The organism is Streptomyces sp. TSRI0281, assembly GCF_001905125.1.
In the GTDB taxonomy this organism is placed as follows: Bacteria; Actinomycetota; Actinomycetes; order Streptomycetales; family Streptomycetaceae; genus Streptomyces.
In genome coordinates this window covers 1-20,589 of record NZ_LWLE01000016.1, presented here as the reverse complement: position 1 = coordinate 20,589, position 20,589 = coordinate 1, and the positions used below count along the sequence as shown (strand labels likewise).

Genomic DNA, 20,589 nt, shown 5'->3' with positions numbered 1-20,589 from the left:
GCCGGTCCGGGGCCGCCGTTCGGGCGGCACCGGACCGGGGATCACACAGTGACGTCCCTCTTCGCACCGGAGCCGGCAGAACCGCTGTCGGAAGCAGCGGGCGTGATGCCGTGCTGTTCCTCTTCGGGCCGGCCCTTCTTCGGCAGCAGGAAGGTGATGGCCAAGAACGCCGCCAGCAGACACGCCTGGACGATCAGCGCATGGTGGAAGCCGGCGGTGAAGTCACCGGTCTTGGCCTGCGCGAAGAACACCGAGCCGAAGATCGCCACACCGATGGAGCCGCCGATGGCCTGCACCGCGGACAGCACGCCGGAGGCGGAGCCGATCTCGTCGTCATCGACCGCGGCGAGGATGAAGCTGAACAGGGCGGCGATCACCATGCCCGCTCCTATACCGGCCACCGCCACACCCGGGGCGATGTCCCAGATCGAGAACGAACCGGCGCTCAGACGGTCGAGCTCGAACCAGAGCAGCGCCGCACCGGCGAGCTGGACCAGCGGCCCGACCTGGAGGACCTTGCGGCCGATCTTGTCGGCGAGGAACGCACCGCTGACCGCGCCGCCGATCGCTGTACCCACCGCGAGCGGCAGGTTGCCCAGGCCCGCGTCCCCGGCGCTGAAGTGCCGGCCGATCTGCAGGAACAGCGTGAGCACGAGCTGCGTGCCGATCAGCCCGCCGAAGAACAGGGCGATACCGCCGAGCCCGACGGTGAAGGCGGGCTTGCGCAGCAGGCCCGGAGTCACCAGGGGCTCACGGCCTGCCGCGGCGGTGCGGCGCTGCTGCAGCGCGAACAGGCTGAATCCGACGATTGAGGCGGCCATGCACAGCCAGGTCCACAGTGGCCAGCCGTCCTCCTGCCCCTGGTTCAGCGGCAGCACCATCAGCGCGCAGGACACTACGACCAGGCCCGCGCCGACCATGTCGACGCGCACGGTGCGATCGCCCTGCTTCTTCGGGACGAACTTCGCCGCGAGGGCCAGGGCCGCAAGCCCGATGGGCAAGTTGACCAGGAACACCGATCGCCACCCGAGGCCCAAGAAGTCGCCCTCGATGAGGAAACCGCCCAGAACCGGGCCGATGATGCCGCCCAGGCCGAGCACAGGACCGAAGATCGCGAAGACCTTGGTGAGCTCGGCCCCGGAGAAGTTCTCGCGCAGCAGACCCAGGCCCTGCGGAAGCAGCATCGCCCCCGCAGTGCCCTGGAGCAGCCGGAAGGCGACCAGCGACTCGATGTTCGGCGACAGCGCGCACAGCAGCGAGCTCAGCGTGAAGGCCGCCAGACCGATCAGGAACATCCGGCGCCGCCCATAGCGGTCACCGAGCCGGCCGCCGAGGACCAGGCCGGCCCCCAGTGTGAGGGCATAGCCGCCGATCACCCACTGCAGACCGACGGAACTGGCGCCGAGGGACTCCTCCAGCGCGGGACCTGCGACGTTGACGATCGACGCGTCCAGGAGATCCATGACCTCCGCAACGATCATCACCACCAGGATCAGCCATCGCCACCGGTACGGCTCGGCGGTCGGGTCGGCACCCATTTTACCTCGGTTCATTGATTACCAATATTCTTAGCAATATCGAGAGTAACTAATGCACCGGGGATGGGCAACCGCACCCCGAAAGTGCGGCCCCACAGCGGACACGGAGCGTGGCGAAGCCCACTGACCGCCCCGCACGCCCGGCCCAGGGCAGACAGGGCAGACCCGCGCTCGCCCAAAGCCGCCACGACCCGGCCCGGATCTTCGGCGCCCGGTCCCTCACCCGGGCGGGGCGCCGACGGCTATCGGACCGACCGCTTCGACCCCATCCGAGCCCTGGTCTGTCTCATCGGTGTGTCGGGCACCCGGTGTGCGCCTCGCGACGACTCACCAGTCGAGTGAGTGGATCGGAACCGGGGTTCAACGCCGGGCGAACAGGCCCCCGATGCCCGCGATGCGGCCCATGGCCACCTCAAACGCCTCGCGCCAACGGCCGGGATCGATTCTGTGACCTGCGGCCACCGTCTCCTCGTAAGTTCACACAGCTCACGATGATCAACGTGGCCGCAACCGTCGCCTCGGCGGCCCGGGCTACCGGCGAACCGGCCATCACATACGGTCTGCGGCATGGCAGCAGAGAATTCGACGGCCCCAAAGCCCCGGGTGCAGTTGGTCATTGGCATCGTCCGTCAAGGCAACGAGATCCTGCTCGTGCAAGAGAGCCTCGGCATCAACGGCGAGATTCTCTGATCCCTCCCCGGCGGTGGCGTCGAGGACGGCGAGCTCATGAACGAAGCTCTTCGGCGCGAACTGCAGGAGGAGACCGGACTACTGGTGGGCGACCCGGTACGCACCGCATTCCTCATGCACATCGACTCCGAGCAACACCCTTCGGCGTTGGCCGTCGCCTTCGAGATCGACAAGTGCTCGGGGGACATCGCACCCAAGGACGGCGACATCAAACAGGCTGCCTTCTTCCCCCTGCACGACGCACTGAAGCTGCTCGGTGAGCTGGACAGCGCAACGCAGCGGGACCCCATCGTCGGCTATCTGACCGGGGCCATCGCGCCGGGGACCACCTGGCTGTATCGCAACCGGGGTAAGGAAGAGACCCTCGTCGCCCGCTGGTGACGCCAGACAGTGGCCACCCTTTCCACCCGGGCCGGTTGACGCCGCATGCACGGCACCTCTTCGACGGCCACGAGGAGGCCCCGGGAAAGTCGAATCCAGGAACCCGGGGACCTGTTCGGCTACTGGGCCCCCTCACAGAGGGCAGCACAACGTGTGTCCCACAGTGTCACCAGCCGACGGGCGCCCGGCGGGCTGCTCGTCGCGGGCGCGGCTCAGCCGGCTGGGGCGTCCGTCGGTTGGTCCCCCGTCCCCTGCCGGGGCCGGCGGAGCAGATACAGGCCGACGCTCAGGGCGAGGGCCGTCACCACGGCCGTGAAGATCAGGCTTGCGGCCCGCAGCCCCAGCCAGAGCGTCAGTGCTCCCACACCCACCACGGGCACGGCGATTCCGATGTAGGCGACGACGAAGAACGCCGAAAGGGTGCCCCCACGGTGCTCGCGCGGGGTGGCATCACCGACCGCCGTCAGACCGGCCCGGAAGGCCAGCCCCTGACCGAAACCGCCAACGAGCGCACCGGCCAGCAGCAGTACAAGCGACTCCACCACGACCGACGCACCCACGAGCAGCAGCCCGGCCACGAGAGTCAGACATCCGGTGGGCAGCGCCCGGCGCACACCCAGTCGCCCGGTCAGCAACTGCCCCAGCGTGGAGGCGAGGAAGGCGGAGAAGGCCACCGCCCCGGACAGGGCCAGATCATTGATCCTCAGCGTCTCGGCCACAAAGCTCGGTGCGACAGCGGTGAACAGCCCGAGCAGCGAGAAGCCTGCGAAAGCGGCGATCGCCGCCGAGGGGAACACCCCCCGCGCCTGAGGCGCCACGGCCATCCCCTGGGGCCGTCCGTGGGGCAGCCGCCGTGGACGGGTCACGGTCTCGGGCAGCAGCCAGGCCGGGATACAGGCCGCGGCCACCAGGGCCAGATGCACCGCGAAAGGCAGCCGCAACGGCGCCGGAGCGTACTGCGCGAGCATTCCGGCCAGCAGAGTGCCGCACCCCAGGCCGCCCATGTTCGCCGCGGTGGCCGCGAACCCGGCCCGGACCGCACGGTCCGGCGGGGCGAGTTCCATGACGGCGGCGGTCGCCGCGCCGGTGAGCAGTCCGGCCGAGAACCCCGACAGCAGGCGGCCCGCGAAGAGCAGGGGCAGACCGCCCTCGAACAGAAAGCACAGATCGGCGGCTGCGGCGAAACCCAGTGCGCACAGGACAACAGGACGACGGCCCACCTGGTCGGAGTAGTCGCCCGCGAGCAGGAGAGAGGTGATGACGCCGACCGCGTACACAGCGAACACCACCGTCACCATCAGCTCGGAGAACCCGATCTGGGCGCGGTAGAGCCCGTACAGCGGCGTGGGCAGGGTGGTGCCCGCCATGCCCACGGCGAACACCGCCGCCGCCACGAGGTACCCGGGGCGGCGGCTCCCGCCGTGACGTGCGGTCATGCGAGCACGGTACGAGCTACTCGGCCGGAATCCGCCGCACCGGCTGGTTCCGGGGTCGGCGACCAGCCATCCGGCCCCGCGATGACCGTCCGGCAGAGCGGTTCGGCACGCCGCTTGCCCATGGGTACGGGGAAGGCCGGAGGCATGGGCACCGTGCCGGCGAGCGCGCCTTCCTGGGGACTGCCTGCGTCCGCGCTCACGCGCCGACGATCCTGGTGCCGCCGTTGGCGAGGGCGGAACCGGCGGCGCCGAGCAGGACGCGGAGGTCCGGGGGGGGGGTAGGGACGGACGCCGGTAAGGACGGACGCGGTCAGGGCAGAGCGCATACGCTTCACCATTTCCAAGAACCCCGACAGCGTCAGACGCTCATGCCGCCACGGCTGTCGGTGGGCTCATGAATCGAGCACGGCGGCGACGGCCTCGATCTCGACGAGCTGGTCCTTGTAGCCGAGCACGGTGACGCCCATCAAGGTGCTGGGGACGTCATGGTCGGCGAACGAGTCCCGGACTACCTCCCAGGCAGCCACCAGGTCCTCCTGTCGGGCCGACGCCACGAGAACCCTTGTGCTGATGACGTCCTGGAGCGACGCACCCGACGCAGCGAGGGCAGCCTGCATGTTCTCGACGGCCTTCCTCGCCTGACCCGCGTAGTCACCGACCGCTGCCGTCGAGCCGTCATCGTTCAGCGGGCACGCCCCGGCGAGAAAGATCAGCCGTGACTCGGCCGGCGCCGTGGCCGCATAGGCGTACTCGGCGACATCGGACAGAGAGTCGGAGCGGATCAAAGTGACGGCACGAGCCATGGTCGTTGGGTCCTTCCCATCGGGTGGTGAACTCGGACATCCTCCCAACGCCCCGCCGGTTCCGCCTTCCCTTTTCTTCGCCGCCCCCACACACGCAGCGCCGTCACCTCCGCTCGACCTTCACGAGCCGGCTGATCACTGCCGATCACCGCCAGGCGCCTGCTGCCTTGGGTCTGCGGGGCTCCGTATGGTGCGGCGACCGATGCTTCTGGAGCAGGGCATTGGCGGGCGGTGTCAGTCGGCCAGCACGCTGCCGACGAAGTCCCATGCCAGGTCGTGGGTGTCGTGGAAGGGGAGCGGGGGGTCTTCGAACCAGTCGGCAGTGGCCTCGGGGTGGGGTCCCACGACGGCGACGCGGCCCGCGCCGTAGGAGGTGACGAGTGCGGCGGCCCGGTTGTTCGTGTAGGTGGCGAGAACCGTCGTGTACGGGACGGGGCCGGGCGTGAAGCAGGCACCGTCCTGGAAGAAGAGGGTGCGCGATTGCCCGCGCCACCTGACCTCGACCAGGGCGTTGTCCTCCGTGTCGACCGTGCTGCCCTCCGTGCGAATGTACTGGCCGACTTCGCCGGTCAGCAGGCCGAATCCCTCGCCCTGTCCAGCGACGGCATCGCCCCTGTGGCTACCGCCGGTCATCGGTGCGTCGGGCGGCCTCCAGTCGATCTCCATGGACGTCGGTGGCGGCGGTGGCTACGATCCGCGAATGATCACGGCACTGGACAGCCTGACGGTGGATCTGGTGCCCCATGCCCAGTCGGTCGCACGTGAGGGTTGGACGGGCAAGGAGTCGGCGCGCCCACTGAGCCCGCAGGGCCTGAGCCAGTCCGGCTCCCTGGCCGCGGTCATGCGGGACGGCATCGATGCGATCTGTTCCAGCCCGGCGAAACGGTGTGTGCAGACGGTGGAGCCGCTGGCCCGGTCCTTCGGCCTGAGCGTGGTGACCGCTCCGGGGCCGGCTACCCCCGATGGCAGCTACCAGCCGCGGGAATGGACCGAAGGGTTCTTCTCCCCGTTCCGGCGGGAGCTGGGCGGAGCCTGGATGGCGGGGGCGGGCCTTGCGGTGCTGATCGCGATGGGCAACGCCCACCCCGGTGGGCCACGTGGTGGCTTGCTCGCACGGTGATGTCATCCCTGTGCTTGTGGCCCAGGCGCTTGCCCTCTACGGCCACGCGTCCCCGCCGCCCGTCGTGGACCGGGGCGGCCGGCACCGGATGCGGTTCGGCACGGATGCGCTGACCGTCGAGTCCCACGGTCCCGTGGTGGCGTTGCCGAGCACGTGAGCTCCGGTGTAAGCATCAAGTGTCCAATATCACGGGGAACTTCAAGCACCGCATCGCCCATCCCATGGCCTCGCGAGCCACCACCGCCGGGCCGAGAACACCTGCGCGGCACCGGATCGGGAATCGGATCGGCTGACGAGAAATGAGCGTGGTTCAATTCCGAGCGTGATCGGATCCGCAGGGGGTTCGATCTTCGGCAGTCGTCGCCGTCGCAGGGGGATTCGAGTAACTCATGGTGGATGCGCTGAGCCCGTCCGACCCACGGCACGTGGGCCCCTACCGCCTCGACGGGCGCCTCGGCGAGGGCGGCATGGGGCGGGTCTTCCTCGGTACGTCACCGTCCGGGCGGCAGGTCGCGGTCAAGCTGATCCGGTCCGGGCTCGCATCGGCTCCGCGCTTCCGCGAGCGGTTCGCGCGCGAGGTCGAGGCGGCCCGGCGCGTGGGCGGCTTCCACACCGCGCAAGTCGTCGACGCCGACCCGGACGCCGCATCCCCCTGGCTGGCAACGCAGTTCATCCCGGGGCCCACGCTCCAGCAGCTGATCAGCGAGCACGGCCCGCTCGACCCCGACGCCGTGCTGCGGCTCGGCGCGGGTCTCGTCGAGGGCCTGGCCGCGATCCACGCGTGCGGCCTGATCCACCGCGACCTCAAACCCGGCAACGTCATCCTCGCCGAGGACGGCCCCCGCATCATCGACTTCGGCATCGCGCACGCCCCCGAGGCCACGGCCATGACGCACACGGGCAGCGTCATCGGCACGTACGCCTACATGTCCCCGGAACAGATCCGCACACCGGCCCACGTCACTCCGGCCACCGATGTGTTCGCGCTCGGCTCGGTCCTCGTCTTCGCCGCCACCGGCCGCGGTCCGTTCGACGCGTCGACCGTCCCGGGGATCCTGCACCGGGTCACGGCCGAACCGCCCGAGCTGACCGGCCTCGCCCCGTCCGGCGCCCTGCACGCCGTGGTGAGCTCCTGCCTGCCCAAGGACGCGGCCGCACGCCCCACAGCGCGGGACCTCCTGCACCGTCTCTCGGTGACGGCACACTCCGCGACACCCGTACCCGTGCGGCCAATGGGTCGGCGCACCGTGCTGATCGGCGGAATCGGCGCTGCCGCCACCGCAGCGGTCGCGGTCCCGGCGTACCTGCTGTGGCCGGACCCCGAGCCGGCACGGAGAGCCGACAGCAAGCGCCGCCCCCCGCCATCCTCCACCCGTGACCTCAGCAAGCCGGCCCTCCAGCTCAAGGGCCACACGGACGAGATCAGCTGTCTCGCCTTCTCCCCGGACGGCACAACGGTGGCAACCGGCAGCAACGACCGGTCCGTGCGCCTGTGGGACGCCGCCGCAGGCCGTCTGATCACCACGTACGAGGGCCACACCGACAACATCCTGTCCGTGGCTTACAGCCCCGACGGCCGGACCCTCCTCACCGGCAGCTTCGACCAGACCCTGCGCACCTGGGACGTACGCACCGGAGCGCCGAGGCGCGTGCTCGGCCGCTACAAAGGTGAGTACGACAGCGTCAACTGCCTGGCGTTCAGCCCTGACGGCAAGACGCTCGCCGTGGGCGTCGGCAGCAGCGTAGAGCTGGTGAACCCGTCCACCGGCGCCTCCAGGGCCACGCTCACCGGGCACACCGGAAGCATGTACTGGGTGTCGTTCAGCCCCGACGGCACGACGCTCGCCAGCGTGGCCGCCGACCTTGATGAGGGAATGATCCGGCTGTGGGATGCCCGCACCGGCCGCCTCACCAAGGCTCTGCCCGCAGGCGGGGACAAGAACTGCTCCCAGGTCCGCTTCGCCCGGGACGGCACCACCCTCATCGCCAACGGCCCCGGCGTGCGCATCATCGACCTCGGCACCGGCCGCGTCGTACGCACGCTGACCGACCAGCACGCCTACGTGAACACAGCGGCGTACGCACCCGACAGGACGGGCGCGGGCGGCGTGATCGCGGGCGCCGGGGGCTTCGTGGAGATGGAGGGCGTCGACACCGTGGGCCGCTCCGTCACGCTCTGGAACATGTCCACCGGCAGAACCACTGCCACCTTGGTCGGCGGCCCGCCGAAGTCCCCGCTCACCGCCTCGATCAGCGGCATGGCGTTCAGTCCGGACGGCAGGACGCTCGCGGCCGCGCTCAATCCGCTCTCCGCTGACGACGGCGCGGTGCCGGCCGTCCAGCTGTGGAAGCTCGCGTAATCCCTTCCCCCACCCCCTGTACTCCGACCGGATGGTACTCATGGACGCGCTGAAGCCCGACGACCCGCAGTGGGTCGGCCCCTACCGTCTGGAAGGCAGACTGGGCGAGGGCGGCATGGGCTCGGTCTACCTCGGTACGTCGCCGGGCGGCCGGAAGGTCGCCGTGAAGCTGATCAAGCGGGAGCTCGCGTCGACCCCGGAGTTCCGGCAGCGCTTCGCGCGCGAGGTCGAGGCGGCCCGGCGCGTGGGCGGCTTCCACACCGCGCAAGTCGTCGACGCCGACCCGGACGCCGCATCCCCCTGGCTGGTCACGGCGTTCATCGCGGGCCCGAACCTGCACGAGGTCGTCGACGCCGACGGCCCGCTCGCACCCGACGCCGTACTCCGGCTCGGCGCGGGTCTCGCCGAGGGCCTCGCCGCGATCCACACGTGCGGCCTGATCCACCGCGACCTCAAACCCGGCAACGTCATCCTCGCCGAGGACGGCCCCCGCATCATCGACTTCGGCATCGCGCGGGCCGTCGACGCCAGCTCGCTCACCGCGACGGGCACCATCATCGGCACGTACGCGTACATGTCGCCGGAACAGATCCGCGCCGACCGGGCGGGCGCGGCCAGCGACGTCTTCTCGCTCGGTTCGGTCCTCGCGTTCGCGGCGACGGGCCGGGGCCCGTTCGACGCGCCCACACTGATCGAGGTGGTCCAGCGCATCCTGGACGAGCCGCCCGCGCTGGACGGGGTGGACGGCGCCCTGCGCGGGCTCCTCGCGGAGTGCCTGGCCAAGGACCCGGCGGCACGCCCGTCGGTCGCGGCTCTGCCGAGGCGCTTCGCGGGAGGCCCTACGCCCGGGGCCCCCGCCGATCCGCGCATACCGGCACCGCCGTCGACACCCCCGTCGGCCGCCCCGGAACAGACGATCGCGCTCGCACCACGCCCGCAGCAGAGTCTCTACGTGCCCACGGCCCCGGGCGACTCACCGGTCCCGCCGGGGTACGGCCCGCCTGCCGCCGCGTCCACCACGACGCAGCGCGGCCCGTCCCGGCGCACGCTGCTGATCGGCGGCGCAGGAGCGACGGCGGCAGCGATCGTGGGGACGGTGGCACTCCTTCGCGGGAGGGGCGACGCGGACGGCACGAACCAGGGCGCCAAGGGATCGGACAACTCCCCCTCCTCATCGCCGGGTTCATCGAGTTCGGCAAGTCCGTCACCGCCGAAGCCGACCAAGGAGTACGTACCCCTCAAGGGGCTGGCCACCACACGCGCCCTCGCCTTCTCCACGGACGGCACGTCGCTCTGCGCCACCGGTAGCAACACCGTCTGCCGCTGGGACCTGACCACCCGCAAGGCCACGCCGACGTACATCGGCAGCCCCGGATTCCTGCAGCCGACCCTGATCAGCCGGGACCTCACGTACGTGGTGAGGGCGGAGGAGAACAAGATCCGGATCTGGAGCACGGCCACCGGCAAGACGCTCCACACGTTCAGCGTCGCGAAGTCGAAGACCGAGGGCGAGGACGGATGGCCCACCGGCCTGGCCATCGACCAAAACAACAACACAGTGGCGGCGACCGCCTCCACGGGCCTGTACCTCTGGGACGTCAGCTCCGGTACGTCACTCGGCACCCGCAAGGACACGGCCGGCGGCCCGGTGGCGTTCAGGGACGACGGCAAGATGCTGGCCGCCGGCCAGCCCTTGCGCACCCTGAACCCGGCAGGCACCCCCCTGTCCACCGTCAAGGGCAGCGAGGCCGCCCAGTTCGCGGCATTCAGCCCCGACGGCCAGATCCTGGCCTACGGGGACATGAACGGCACGATCCAGGTCTGGAACACCGACTCCGGGCAGCCGGTCGTCCAACTCGACGGCGTGGAAGGCTTGCTGCACACGCTGGCGTTCCACCCCAGGGGGAGACTGCTGGCCGCCGGCGACCAGGCCGGCAAGGCCCACGTATGGGACACGGTCTCCGGCAAGAAGACGGCGACCTTCGAATGCCCCAACTCCGTCGAGGCGGTGGCGTTCAGCCCGGACGGCAAGACGCTGGCGACGGGACTGATGAGCGCCGTCACCGATACGGACAAGGACGCCGTACTTCTGTGGCGCCTGCCATGACCTACGGGGAGCCCATGGCCCAAGAGGGGCGCTCGACGTCGCGTGCACGAGTTGCGGGAGGGGGCCGACCGTATGGAGGCCGAGTCGGCCGTGGCCGGGCGGGAAGGGAAGACCCATCGGAAGCCTTGTTCTGATGCCAGGCGAATCACTCGATGGAACCGCTGGACGTCGTGAGCTGCGGCGCCGCGAAAATTGTGACCTGCACGGATCTCGGCCGCGGTTTACGCCGAGTGGTCACGCACAACACCGACAACAGCGACCCGGCACTCGCCCTGTACCAGGATGCGGGAAGCCTCCTGATCACCGTACGAGGCTACGACGGTCCGGTGGACGTGAGCCTTCTCCGCGACGTCCTCGCCCACACTCACCGCCCGACGGACGACGAACTGCTGAGCCTCTTGCGCCCTCCCGGGTACCGGACCGATGGGAGCTGACCCGGGCGCGGGGCTACGCCCGCCGCGCTGCGGCTTTGGCGCCGAATCCCTGTCGGCGCTTCCGTGGGACCGGGAGGCCCTGCCCTCATGCCCCGGTCCCGGCCCCGACCTCGGCCCAGGCCCGGTCCCCCGGCCTCGGCCCCGGGAAGATCACGCGACACGGAACCCCCATTCGATCCCCGGGCGAACTTGGCGGTACGGCAACGGCCTCTCACGTCTCATGCGTCTCGATGCTCAGCCGGGGCAGCAGGACCCGGAAGCAGCACCCTTCCTCGGGCTCCGACCGCAGTTCGATGCGGCCTCCCTGCGCGCTGACGAGGGCGTGGACGATGGCGAGGCCGAGTCCTGAACCCCCGCCCGCCGTGCGGCTGCGCGAGTTGTCCGCACGGTAGAAGCGCTCGAAGACCCGCTCCTGCTCATCAGCCGTCAGACCGGGGCCCGTGTCCTCGATCTCGATCTCGGCGTGGCCGTCCAGCGAGCCGACGCCGACACGGATGCCGCTGCCGGGCGGGGTGTGGTTCACCGCGTTTCCGACCAGGTTGCTGACCACCTGCCGCAGTCGCGCCTCGTCCGCCGAGGCGGGTGCCGAGGTGGCCTTACCGCCGCTCGGGCCGGCGAGAAGGGACCCGAGCGGGATCTCTTCTGGCGCACCCGCGAGGAGCGCGCCCGGCGCCGCGGCAAGTGGAAGTATCACCGCGCGGCCGATTCCAGGTTCCCGACAAGAATGACACGGACACGCTCTACGACATGGAGCAGGACCAGCGGGAGTGCGCCGACCGGTCAGCACACGAACCGCAACTGGTGGCCGAGCTCAAGGCAGCCTGGGAGAAGATCGACGCCGGCCTGCTGCCCTATCCGGCATAGGGACGCGGCAGCGGGCGCCGTGAGTATGGCTCCATCACCCGTCGGCGGCCTCCGCCCCACCGCTCCCCGACGCAGCGGAAACCCGCGTGGCCGCTCGTACTGTCCGGCGTGTTGACGGTGCGGGCAGCCACGCGGCACCGGTTGCACGGGGTCGGCACGCCTTACGCGGTGACCAGGAACGAACCTTGAAGAGAAGGCCGAGGGTAGCGGCTCCCCCAAAATCACGGTCGCGGAGGATGTTCAGTCGAGACAGAACTCGTTGCCCTCGATGTCCTGCATGTGGATGCACGACTCGTTGTCGTCATCGGCAAGCAGCGTTCGTACGTGTCTCGCACCGAGCGCGACCAGTCGTGCGCATTCGGCCTCCAGTGTGGCAAGGCGCTCCTCACCTACGAGTCCGGTGCCGGCCCGCACGTCGAGATGCACCCGATTCTTGACGATCTTCCCTTCGGGAACGCGTTGGAAGAGCAGACGCGGGCCTGCTCCCGAGGGATCACCGCAGGCGAAGTAGACGACCTGATCCTCAGGCGGCAGCGAGCGATGATAGTCCTCCCAAGTGGCAAACCCCTTCGGGACCGGCGGTACGACGTACCCCAACACCTCGCACCAAAAACTGGCGAGACGCGCAGGTTCTGCACAGTCGAAGGTGACCTGGAATTCCTTGATCGATGACATCGGCGCACCATAACAGGGAGACTTGGCTGCTCATCTCCCGGAGTGGATCCGCATGTTGTCGGGAGGACAGTCTCTGCCGGCCGCTGCTGTGCCGTACTCATGACCCATCCGCGCCAAGCGGTGCGTGGTCCTCTTACCCTTCTCGGTTCGACCAGGACAGGAAGTCCGCCCAGAATGCTGCTGTGGCATCAGCGACCTGTCGGCCCTCGTCGCTCCTGTCCTGCGGGCCGCCGAACTCCCACTGCACGTAGTCGATGAGGTCGTATCCGTAGGAGATGATGTCGGCGCCGCGGATCGACAACACCGGGTGAGCGAATGTTGCCCGGCCCGCGGGCAGGTAGCGGTGGGAGTAGACCGGAACCAGCTGCGGAACTGACGCCAAATGCGCCCTCGCGCCTGCCACGGCGTCTGCCTGCCGGGCAGGGCGCGTGCCCCAGCCCGGATGCCAGAAGTCCGCCTCCACCACCGCGAAAATTACGTCCTCAACCGGCCTGTCGAGCCAGGAACGGAGCTGGGCTGCTCTGCCGTGGCGCCAGTCGGGCCATCCCCCTCCCGTGGGCAACCCCACCGCGAGAAATGCGCGGTGGTCATCGGCGAACGCGAACCCGAACCGCGCTTCGATACCGGTCAACTCCTGCTCCGTCAGCCCTGAGCGGATCTCGGTGCGCCCGAGCCGGGCCAGCAGACGTGCGGCCTTGGCGCCGAGCCTCACCCCATGCGTATTGACCATCTGCGCAGGCTACAGCTCCATGACGTGTAACCAGGACCCAAGGGCAGCGAGCTCACCGACGTGCAGAAGGTGTGCGACGCGCATCGGAGCGGTCATCAGAACCGCGCTCGTCCGGCTCTGCCTGTAACACAACCGCTTCCGCCTAATGACAGTTGGGCAGATTCTTCGAATCACCTGCGCACCACGGGCCCTGTGAGCAAGCCCGCGCGGGCTTCTGCCTTGTCAGCTCGTTCGCCGTAGAGCTTGATCGAGGAGGACTTCCGCTGCCGCCCACGCGTGTCGGCCGTAGTCCGCTTCGTCCAGCACCATGGCGCGGCTGGCCGCCCCGTCAGCGAGGGTGGCCAATTGCTGGGCAAGCGAGAGGGGGTCGCGGCAGCCCAGCTCCGTCACCAAGGCGACGATCAGTTCCACCATGCGCAGCTTCTGCTCCCGGGCGTAGGAGTGCACCGTACTCTCCGGGTCGGGGAACTCCGCTGCGGCATCGATGAACGGACACCCGCGCACCGGAGCCGCGTCCGGCACCGACTGGTCGAACAGCTTGCGGATCCGGTCGCGCGGCGGGATGTCCTCGCGGGTCAGCACGCTTTCCAGCGTGGCCCCCGAGAGTACGAGGCCCCGCAAGTGCGCGATGACCAGATCGTCCTTGGTACGGAAGTGCGCGTAGAGCGTCCGCTTGGACACCGGCGCTTCCTTCGCGATCTGTTCCATGCCGGTCGCGTTGATGCCCTGGGTCGCGAACAGCAGGGCGGCGGCAGCCAGAATGCGCTCCCGCCCTCCACGCCCCCGCCGCTGGGATGTCGTGGCCGTCGTACTCACGGTCGTATCCATGAATGAAGTATACGCACTCGTTTACTTCGTCCAGGAGGCCGCGCTATGGTGACGCCTGGATGTAAACGGTTCCGTTTACAGAGGCTCTCCGTCACCAAGGAGTCACATGAGCAAGGTCGTCCCCACTGAGCTGAGCGGCTCCGCGGAGAAGTTGATACGCGGCCGCCACGCGACCCGCGCGTTCCGTCCGGAAGCCGTACCCGAGGACACGATGCGCAGGATCCTCTCGCTGGCCGGCACCGCGCCGTCCAACTCCAACGCCCAGCCGTGGCAGCTGGAGGTGGTGAGCGGGGCGGCACGTCAGCGCCTGACCGATGCCTTGCGGACGGCCCACGCCGAGAGGCGCACCTCGGTGGACTTCCCGTATTCCGAGGGGATGTACGCGCAGGTGCACCAGACACGTCGGGCGGCGTTCGGCGCCGAACTGTACGGGGCGTTGGGCATCGGCCCCGACGATCACGCGGCACGTGCGGCCTACGACTTGGAGAGCCTGCGCTTCTACGGCGCGCCACACGCGGCGTTCCTCTTCGTCCACGGTGACGGAGAGGCGCGGCTGGCCGCGGATGCCGGCGCCTACCTGCAGACACTGCTCCTGGCGATGACCGGGTACGGCGTGGACAGCTGCCCACAAGGGCTGTTGAGCTTCTACGCCGACACCGTCCGCGCTGAACTCGGTGTCACCGGAGGAAAGCTGCTCGTCGGCATCTCCTTCGGCTATGCCGACGAGTCCGCACCGGTGAATCGAGTGAGAACCGAGCGGGCTCCAGTCGAGTCGACTACGGCCTTCCACGACTGAGCGCTGTGCCGTAAATGATCTGAGGGCCGATCTGATGTACCTGTTCCTTGCCGGCCACCCGACTGTCCCGGCGAGGGCGAGGTTGTGCTGGCGGGGGATGCCGAGCATGGCGTGGTGGACGCCATGGTGACGGACCGGGCGAGTTCGGGGAGGCCTTGCCGTACGCGGCCCTGCCGCTCAGCGCACCCGGAAGACCGGTCCGCGCGGGGTGAACGGCAGCCCCGCGCCCTCCGGGATCAGGTAGGCGTGCTCGCGGCGGACCCGCAGCACGTCGCACCAGCCGTCGGTGATCACCAGGACGGGGGCCGTCGGCGGGAAGTCGTCGGCCCGCTGCAGCAGGTCGATGCCGGGTTGCAGGACCGTGCCGCCGCGTCCCCTGACCCGCACCCGCCCGGCGATCTCCGTCGGCGCCAGGTACCCGGCGTCGTAGGCGGCGGCGTCGCAGAACACCACTCGGGCGGCCGGCACGTCGCGGGCGGCGGCGTAGGAGGCGATCGCGCCCAGCGCCTTGGCGAGCAGCGGGCCGGACATCGAGCCCGAGGTGTCCAGGACGACGCCGAAGGTGCAGCGGGCGACCTCCTCGGGCCAGAAGTAACGGCCCGCGCGCGGGATGTCGGGGGTCGAGGCCTGGCGCCGGGCGGGCCGGGAGTAGCTGCGTACCGGCTCGGGCCGGGGAACGAACTCGTCGAACCAACGCGCCAGTTGGGCATCCCACGGGACAGGCGGGTGGGCGAGTGCGCGAATCTCCTGGACCAGTCCGGCCGGTAGCAGGCCACGCTGTCGGTCGGTGTGCAGCTGGTGGCCCTGGAAGAGGGCGCGCCGATAGAACTCGTCGAGGTCGACAGGGTCGGCGGTCCGTCCGGGCAGTGGTTCGCCCAGGATGTCGCCGGCGCCTTTGCCGCGCAGGGTCGCAAGGCGTCGGCCACGCCGCAGCCCGGGGGCGATCCGGTCGTACACCTCCTCGGTCGACAGTCCCTTCAACTCGGCGTCGTACAGCAGCCCTTCGGGCATCGCGCCGACGCTCATCCCAACCAGCCAGCCATTGATGACGTAGTCGGCGGCGACGTTGAAGAGATAGTGGTCGCGGGCGCCGCGGCGCCCGCCGTGGCGCAAGGCGGCGTGCAGCATCTCGTGGGCGAGGATGAACTGCCACTCCTCGTCCGTGAACCGCTTGAGCGGGTTGATGTAGATCTCGCCGGCGGTGGCGTCCACCGCTGCCACGGAGATGTCGTGCACGCGGGCGAGTTCGGCGTCGGCGACGACGGTCAGTCCGGCCGCGAGGCCGCCGAGCAGCGGGTAGGACGAGACGAACCAGTTGAGGGCGCGGTCCCAGGGACGCTGGGCGACGCGCTCACCGGTGAGCCGGTCCCGGCGGCCTCCCGCGACGTCCATCGCGGCGGAGACCGTACGGGTCAGGGCATACGCGAAGGCGAGTTGCCGGTCGGGCAGGGCGGTGTCCCAGTGCGGCCACTGGACCAGCAGCTGGTCGGGTTCGCCGTCCGCGGTGCCGCACCGCTCGTAGGCGGCCGGGACGCCGGTCCTGCGCCAGCGGGCGGCGAGCTGCTCCTCGTCGCCGTCGGGGTAACTCTCGGGGAGGTGGTCGGGGGCGGTGCCGATGGGGAAGGTGGCGAGGAAGCGGTTGACGACGGTGCAGCGGGCGGCGAGGTCGAAGCGGTCCGGCTGTTCGCGGGGCTCCTTGGCGGCGGGGAGGTGGCCGAAGCCGAGGTGGAGGAGGGCATGGGCGAGCGCCCAGGCCCACTCGCCGGGTTCGGCTCGGCGGGTGGGGTGGACGTTCACCCGCCCGTTGGAGTCTGCCCGGACGAGGCCCTGGCCAGGGGCGTCGGCGTTGCCCTTGGTGCGGACGAAGTTGGCGTCGACGGCTGCGAGGGCGGGGTTGCGGCGCACCAGGTCGGCGCCGGCGGCGAAGGCCTCGGCGGCCGGGTCGGGGCGGTCAGCGCCTTGCTTGCGGGACCGGCTCAACGCCGGGCCTCGACCAGGCGCGGCATGTCGCGGGCGGCCTCCACCAGGAACCAGGCGGGCAGCACCGGGTTGCCGTCGGCGTCCTCGGCGATGACGGTCTGTGCGACCTCGACGGAGATCTCGGCGAGCTGGACGAGCAGCGACTTGGCGCGGTAGGAGGTCTCGCGCACGGCGGCAGAGGCGTGCTCGCGCCGGGCCGGGAGCTCCTTGACGAGCCGCCCCCGGAACGCCTCGGCGAGGTAGTAGAGCAGGTCGCGGTCCTCGATGCGGCGGGGCCAGGAGGCGTCTCCCTTGATGATCGCCTCAATGCCGTAGGTATGTCGCACGATCTTGGCGTACCCGCAGAAGGAGACGGCATGGGCGGGGGTCAGCGTCCCGTGGGCCACGATCTTCAGGGTCTCCTCGTCCAGCCCCGCCCCGAAGGAGTGCAGCGCGTCGGAGAGCATGTGCCAGGAGCGGGGCGTGGAGAACGGCTCCTCGGTCTTGGGCGGCTGTGACCACAGGTGGTCGGGCCGGTCGGAGAGGTAGTCCACCACCCAGGGGTGGATGCCGTTCTCGCCCGCCCACACCAGCCAGTCGATGGCGGAGGCACGCAGGTGGACGTGGGTGAGCCGGTTGACGAGTGCGGAGGCGATGGGGCGTGCCAGGGCGTTGTCGGTGGCGCGGTTGCCGGCGCCGATCACGATCGATCCTGCCGGGAGCTCGTAGTTGCCGATCCTGCGGTCGAGGATGAGCGAGTAGAACGCCTTCTGCACATCCGGGCTCGCGGCGTTCAGCTCGTCCAGGAAGAGGCAGTACGGCTCGTCGCGGGCAATTGCCTCCGGCGGGCAGAACACGGAGCGGCCGTCTCGGATCTGCGGCACACCGATCAGGTCTTCAGGGGCGAGCTGAGTGCCCAGCAGGCTTACGCACTCCAGGCCCAGGGAGTCGGCGAACTTCCTTACCAGGGAGGACTTCCCGATGCCGGGGGCGCCCCAGAGGAATACCGGGCGGACTGTGGCGAGGCCCAGGAGGAGGTCCGGGATCTGGGTGGGGGTGACGGTGACTGCGGCTTGCAAGTGGTGGGCTCCTCCGAGGGAATGTCCTGTTCGCCCAGCAGCGTATGGGGCTGGTGGGGACAGTGGCACCTGGTTTTCCCCTGCCCTGCCGGTGTCGACTCGCTGAGCAGCTCCGCCGGCAACAACAACTGGCAGACGCCCGGCCTCGCCCTCCTCTTCGGCTCCCGCGAAGACGGTCCGCCCCGAGCGGCGGTGGGGGCTTCCATGGCCGCGTTCATCAGCCACCACGGCATGCCCGCATCGACGACGTGGTCGGCAACCTGCGGGAACAATGGCCGGGCGAACTCCATGAGGACCTTCGAGATCGCGAAGGGCGGCACAGCCTTGAAGGCGTCCACCTTCTCCCTTCTCTTTCGGGCAGCGGGGGAGAATTCGACGGCGACGGAGTTCGGCACAGCCACCGGCAGCGCCACCACCGCAGCAGGGGCGCGGTAGGTGACGCGGCGCGCCTCTGCCGTTCGGCGTGGACGACCACTGCGCCTGGTGAGTGTTCTGATCGCGAAGGCGGCCAGGAACTCGGACGTTGCCACCAAGATCTTCCGGGTTTGCGGATGGCCCTGAGAGTCACGAGGCGTTTGACGGTCTTGGCCCCTGGCCTGGGGCTCTAGGCAGTCCACTACTGTCGCCGACAGGGGCCGGGACGGCCCCAATGCCATGGCTACGGTCCCGCTTCCTCTGCCGTTCCTCAGCCCAGTGACAGGCCGCCCTGATCGTCCTTGATCTTCACCTTGACCCAGGCATGGCCGCTTCTGCTGCCGTCGCCGACACCGTCGACCTTGCACTCGAACTCCCGGCCCGCCTCGACGGGGATGGAAGCGGGGCAGCTGACATCGTCGATGGTCGGGGGCTTGGCGAAGTCGGCGGAATTGACGTTGTTGAGCACGGCCCGCGAGAGCGCGTCCTGATCCAGGACGCGCTGCGGCTGCACGGCGGGACTCCCGGCCAGCAGCATGATGATGAAAGTGAGCGCACAACAGGCGATCACGGCCAGGGAGAGCGCGATGACGGTCCGGGCGAAGCTGCGTTGATCAGTCACGCGGACAGTCCTATCCGGCTGTCCGTGCTCATACAACCCCCTGTGGTGAGATGAACGCGCCTCTCAGTCCCTGCGGAGTGCTCCCGCGCCACTGCCTGCGCGGCCGGAGAGAAACATGACTGCAGAAACCGGGTGGGGACAACATGAATAGCATCCTGGCCATGAAGTGGATCCTGCTCGGTGGACATCCGGAGGAGATTGCACGCGGAGCCGTCTTCCAACTCCCGGCCCGGTGGCCGTACGAGGAGACTGTCGAGTTCATGCTCGCGGAGCTGCCACCGGGTGCCGACGATCGGATGGGGCTCATCGTGACGAGTGGCTACAAGGCCGGGCTGTGGGTGGTGTCCCTGCCGGACGAGGCGTATCCGGCGGGGCGGCCGTGGGCGCTGTCCGCCTCGTGGCTGCGCGGCAACAGGACGGCCAAGGTATACGCGGAGACCGACGTCGGGAAGATTCTGGTCTGTGCCAACTACTCGCCGTCGCAGCAGCACAGATAGCCATGAGCGGCTGACAGGTCACCCCGGTGATTACGGGACCTGTGCCCGACCCACCTGCACCAGCAACACCAAAACCCAATGCGCTGGTGCAGGTGGTGGGCCTGTACCTCCTTCGCAGCATGCGGGGACATCGGCGGCGTCCGTACACCCGCGCGGGCGCACGCTCGCCTGACTCCGGCGGCACTGCGCCGAGTGGTCGGTGCTCAGCCGGTCGACGCGTGGAATGCCGACCAGGCGAAGGTGCCAGCACCTTTCAGTCGATCAAGCCGGATGGGCAACGCACGTCATCAGCACAGCCTGAGTGTTGCTGCGAGACTGTCCCGGACATGGACCTGCGGACCGCGGGACATCAGGGGCATCCTCACGGCAGCTGACCGCGCCGCCGTCGTCCATGGCGATGGTGTGCCGGCGGCGATCGCCGAGGAAATGAAGGTGGGCGAATGGTTCGGGAGAGCGTGATGCGCGTGGCCGTGGTCGGCTCGGGCGTACTGGGAGCGGCGGTGGCTGACGAACTGGTGCGCCGCGGCCTGTCCGTCGTGGTCTGCACGGCGGAGGAGTCACGGCCACCGGTGACGGATGTGGCGTTCGGCTGGCTCAACTCGCACGGGTCGGCGGCGGAGCCGCCGTCGGGCACGCGCGACCGGGACGAGCTCGCCCGGTCGCTCGGCGTGCTGCGCAGCGTCACGGCGAGGCCGCCGTTGCGTGGCATCATCACCTGGAACGGCGCCGTGAGCTGGGCATCGACCGCAACCGCGACGGCTCGGTTCGCCGAGCGATCAGGCCCCGACGTCGCGACCGTCGAGGCGGGGGCTCTGCGGCAGATCCTTCCCGGCCTGCGGGTTCCGCCGCCGGTCGTCGCGCACGCGAGCGACGAGGGCATGGTCGAGCCGGGCGACCTGCGCCACGCGTTCCTCGCCCGCGCGCGGGCGGGCGGGGCCACCGTCGTCGCCGCTCGGGTGGATCGCATCCGGGCACGGCGGGCAGGCGGCTACGAGCTTCAGGGCACCGGAGCGGCACTCACGATCGATCGGATCGTGCTCGCCTGCGGAACGGGCCTGCCCGCCCTCGCGGAGCAGCTCGGCGAGCACATCGAAGTGCCCGGTGTACCGGCCGCGCGCTTCATTTTCTCCGCACCGGAACTACGCCTGGACCGAGTGGTGTCCACGCCGGATTTCGAGATCCGGCCGTCCGCCCGGCACTGTCGGCGGCGGCTGAATCCTGACCCAGTTTGGGCGGTCGAACTTTGACCCACTGGG

22 protein-coding genes are annotated in these 20,589 nt (G+C 69.7%); 11 read left to right on the top strand and 11 right to left on the bottom strand.

Going from position 1 to position 20,589, the window contains the following annotated elements; genetic code table 11:
- Nucleotides 1-41: 41 nt before the first annotated feature.
- A complete protein-coding gene (locus tag A6A29_RS22550) occupies nucleotides 42-1,538 on the bottom strand; it encodes an MFS transporter (protein ID WP_198953139.1) in 1,497 nt (498 codons plus the stop codon).
- Nucleotides 1,539-2,105: 567 nt separating this feature from the next.
- Here A6A29_RS22550 and A6A29_RS47580 point away from each other — a divergent pair.
- The gene (locus A6A29_RS47580; protein ID WP_274535820.1) at nucleotides 2,106-2,228 is read left to right on the top strand and encodes a hypothetical protein; all 123 of its coding nucleotides are present in this window, start codon (nucleotides 2,106-2,108) and stop codon (nucleotides 2,226-2,228) included.
- A 36-nt stretch (nucleotides 2,229-2,264) separates the two neighbouring features.
- The gene (locus A6A29_RS22545) at nucleotides 2,265-2,609 is read left to right on the top strand and encodes an NUDIX hydrolase (RefSeq protein WP_241838609.1); all 345 of its coding nucleotides are present in this window, start codon (nucleotides 2,265-2,267) and stop codon (nucleotides 2,607-2,609) included.
- Between the two features lie 212 nt (nucleotides 2,610-2,821).
- Here the strand turns inward: A6A29_RS22545 and A6A29_RS22540 are convergent, their stop codons facing one another.
- The 3 genes from A6A29_RS22540 to A6A29_RS45360 all read right to left on the bottom strand — a co-directional run bounded on the left by A6A29_RS22540 (nucleotide 2,822) and on the right by A6A29_RS45360 (nucleotide 5,514).
- The gene (locus A6A29_RS22540; protein ID WP_073722345.1) at nucleotides 2,822-4,045 is read right to left on the bottom strand and encodes an MFS transporter; all 1,224 of its coding nucleotides are present in this window, start codon (nucleotides 4,043-4,045) and stop codon (nucleotides 2,822-2,824) included.
- Nucleotides 4,046-4,437: 392 nt separating this feature from the next.
- A complete protein-coding gene (locus A6A29_RS22535) occupies nucleotides 4,438-4,848 on the bottom strand; it encodes a RidA family protein (protein ID WP_073722344.1) in 411 nt (136 codons plus the stop codon).
- 234 nt (nucleotides 4,849-5,082) lie between these two features.
- Nucleotides 5,083-5,514: a hypothetical protein gene (locus tag A6A29_RS45360; RefSeq protein WP_073722343.1), complete on the bottom strand. Its 432-nt coding sequence runs from the start codon at nucleotides 5,512-5,514 to the stop codon at nucleotides 5,083-5,085.
- Nucleotides 5,515-5,548: 34 nt separating this feature from the next.
- Here A6A29_RS45360 and A6A29_RS45355 point away from each other — a divergent pair, with 34 nt between their 5' ends.
- From A6A29_RS45355 to A6A29_RS22510, 5 genes are all read left to right on the top strand, one after another.
- Complete coding sequence (locus A6A29_RS45355) at nucleotides 5,549-5,968, top strand: histidine phosphatase family protein (protein ID WP_158074443.1); 420 nt, start codon at nucleotides 5,549-5,551, stop codon at nucleotides 5,966-5,968.
- 16 nt (nucleotides 5,969-5,984) lie between these two features.
- On the top strand, nucleotides 5,985-6,125 hold the full coding sequence (locus A6A29_RS45350) for a hypothetical protein (protein ID WP_158074442.1): 141 nt from the start codon (nucleotides 5,985-5,987) through the stop codon (nucleotides 6,123-6,125).
- A 232-nt stretch (nucleotides 6,126-6,357) separates the two neighbouring features.
- Complete coding sequence (locus A6A29_RS22520) at nucleotides 6,358-8,328, top strand: WD40 repeat domain-containing serine/threonine protein kinase (RefSeq protein ID WP_073722341.1); 1,971 nt, start codon at nucleotides 6,358-6,360, stop codon at nucleotides 8,326-8,328.
- Between the two features lie 40 nt (nucleotides 8,329-8,368).
- Nucleotides 8,369-10,435: a WD40 repeat domain-containing serine/threonine protein kinase gene (locus A6A29_RS22515; RefSeq protein WP_073722340.1), complete on the top strand. Its 2,067-nt coding sequence runs from the start codon at nucleotides 8,369-8,371 to the stop codon at nucleotides 10,433-10,435.
- Nucleotides 10,436-10,665: 230 nt separating this feature from the next.
- The gene (locus A6A29_RS22510; protein WP_073722339.1) at nucleotides 10,666-10,869 is read left to right on the top strand and encodes a hypothetical protein; all 204 of its coding nucleotides are present in this window, start codon (nucleotides 10,666-10,668) and stop codon (nucleotides 10,867-10,869) included.
- A 211-nt stretch (nucleotides 10,870-11,080) separates the two neighbouring features.
- Here A6A29_RS22510 and A6A29_RS48135 read toward each other — a convergent pair whose 3' ends face one another.
- The 4 genes from A6A29_RS48135 to A6A29_RS22490 form a co-directional block, all read right to left on the bottom strand.
- Nucleotides 11,081-11,563: a sensor histidine kinase gene (locus A6A29_RS48135; RefSeq protein WP_073722338.1), complete on the bottom strand. Its 483-nt coding sequence runs from the start codon at nucleotides 11,561-11,563 to the stop codon at nucleotides 11,081-11,083.
- Nucleotides 11,564-11,973: 410 nt separating this feature from the next.
- The gene (locus A6A29_RS22500) at nucleotides 11,974-12,408 is read right to left on the bottom strand and encodes a VOC family protein (RefSeq protein WP_073722337.1); all 435 of its coding nucleotides are present in this window, start codon (nucleotides 12,406-12,408) and stop codon (nucleotides 11,974-11,976) included.
- Between the two features lie 133 nt (nucleotides 12,409-12,541).
- Nucleotides 12,542-13,138, bottom strand: a complete 597-nt coding sequence (locus A6A29_RS22495; protein WP_073722336.1) for an SMI1/KNR4 family protein — start codon at nucleotides 13,136-13,138, stop codon at nucleotides 12,542-12,544.
- A 222-nt stretch (nucleotides 13,139-13,360) separates the two neighbouring features.
- Nucleotides 13,361-13,966 carry a TetR/AcrR family transcriptional regulator gene (locus A6A29_RS22490; RefSeq protein WP_198953138.1) on the bottom strand — a complete coding sequence of 202 codons (606 nt, stop codon included), beginning with the start codon at nucleotides 13,964-13,966 and terminating at the stop codon, nucleotides 13,361-13,363.
- Nucleotides 13,967-14,072: 106 nt separating this feature from the next.
- On the opposite strand from A6A29_RS22490, the gene A6A29_RS22485 reads away from it, so the two are divergent.
- Nucleotides 14,073-14,762 (top strand): nitroreductase, encoded by a 690-nt coding sequence (locus A6A29_RS22485; RefSeq protein ID WP_073722335.1) that lies wholly within the window; start codon nucleotides 14,073-14,075, stop codon nucleotides 14,760-14,762.
- A gap of 177 nt (nucleotides 14,763-14,939) precedes the next feature.
- On the opposite strand, the gene A6A29_RS22480 is transcribed toward A6A29_RS22485, so the two are convergent.
- Together A6A29_RS22480 and A6A29_RS22475 are read right to left on the bottom strand one after the other, a co-directional pair.
- A complete protein-coding gene (locus A6A29_RS22480) occupies nucleotides 14,940-16,742 on the bottom strand; it encodes a vWA domain-containing protein (protein ID WP_073722334.1) in 1,803 nt (600 codons plus the stop codon).
- Nucleotides 16,739-17,800, bottom strand: a complete 1,062-nt coding sequence (locus A6A29_RS22475; protein ID WP_073722333.1) for an ATP-binding protein — start codon at nucleotides 17,798-17,800, stop codon at nucleotides 16,739-16,741. Before A6A29_RS22475 ends, A6A29_RS22480 begins: the two co-directional genes overlap by 4 nt.
- Nucleotides 17,801-18,004: 204 nt before the next feature.
- Here A6A29_RS22475 and A6A29_RS44875 point away from each other — a divergent pair, with 204 nt between their 5' ends.
- Nucleotides 18,005-18,235 (top strand): hypothetical protein, encoded by a 231-nt coding sequence (locus A6A29_RS44875; RefSeq protein ID WP_143197032.1) that lies wholly within the window; start codon nucleotides 18,005-18,007, stop codon nucleotides 18,233-18,235.
- A 250-nt stretch (nucleotides 18,236-18,485) separates the two neighbouring features.
- Here the strand turns inward: A6A29_RS44875 and A6A29_RS22465 are convergent, their stop codons facing one another.
- Entirely contained in the window at nucleotides 18,486-18,836 is a 351-nt protein-coding gene (locus tag A6A29_RS22465) for a DUF4333 domain-containing protein (RefSeq protein WP_073722331.1), read from the bottom strand.
- 161 nt (nucleotides 18,837-18,997) lie between these two features.
- On the opposite strand from A6A29_RS22465, the gene imm45 reads away from it, so the two are divergent.
- Both imm45 and A6A29_RS22455 read left to right on the top strand, forming a co-directional pair.
- On the top strand, nucleotides 18,998-19,333 hold the full coding sequence (gene imm45 / locus A6A29_RS22460; RefSeq protein ID WP_073722330.1) for an Imm45 family immunity protein: 336 nt from the start codon (nucleotides 18,998-19,000) through the stop codon (nucleotides 19,331-19,333).
- 440 nt (nucleotides 19,334-19,773) lie between these two features.
- Entirely contained in the window at nucleotides 19,774-20,580 is an 807-nt protein-coding gene (locus tag A6A29_RS22455) for an NAD(P)/FAD-dependent oxidoreductase (protein WP_073722329.1), read from the top strand.
- The last annotated feature ends 9 nt before the right edge of the window (nucleotides 20,581-20,589 follow it).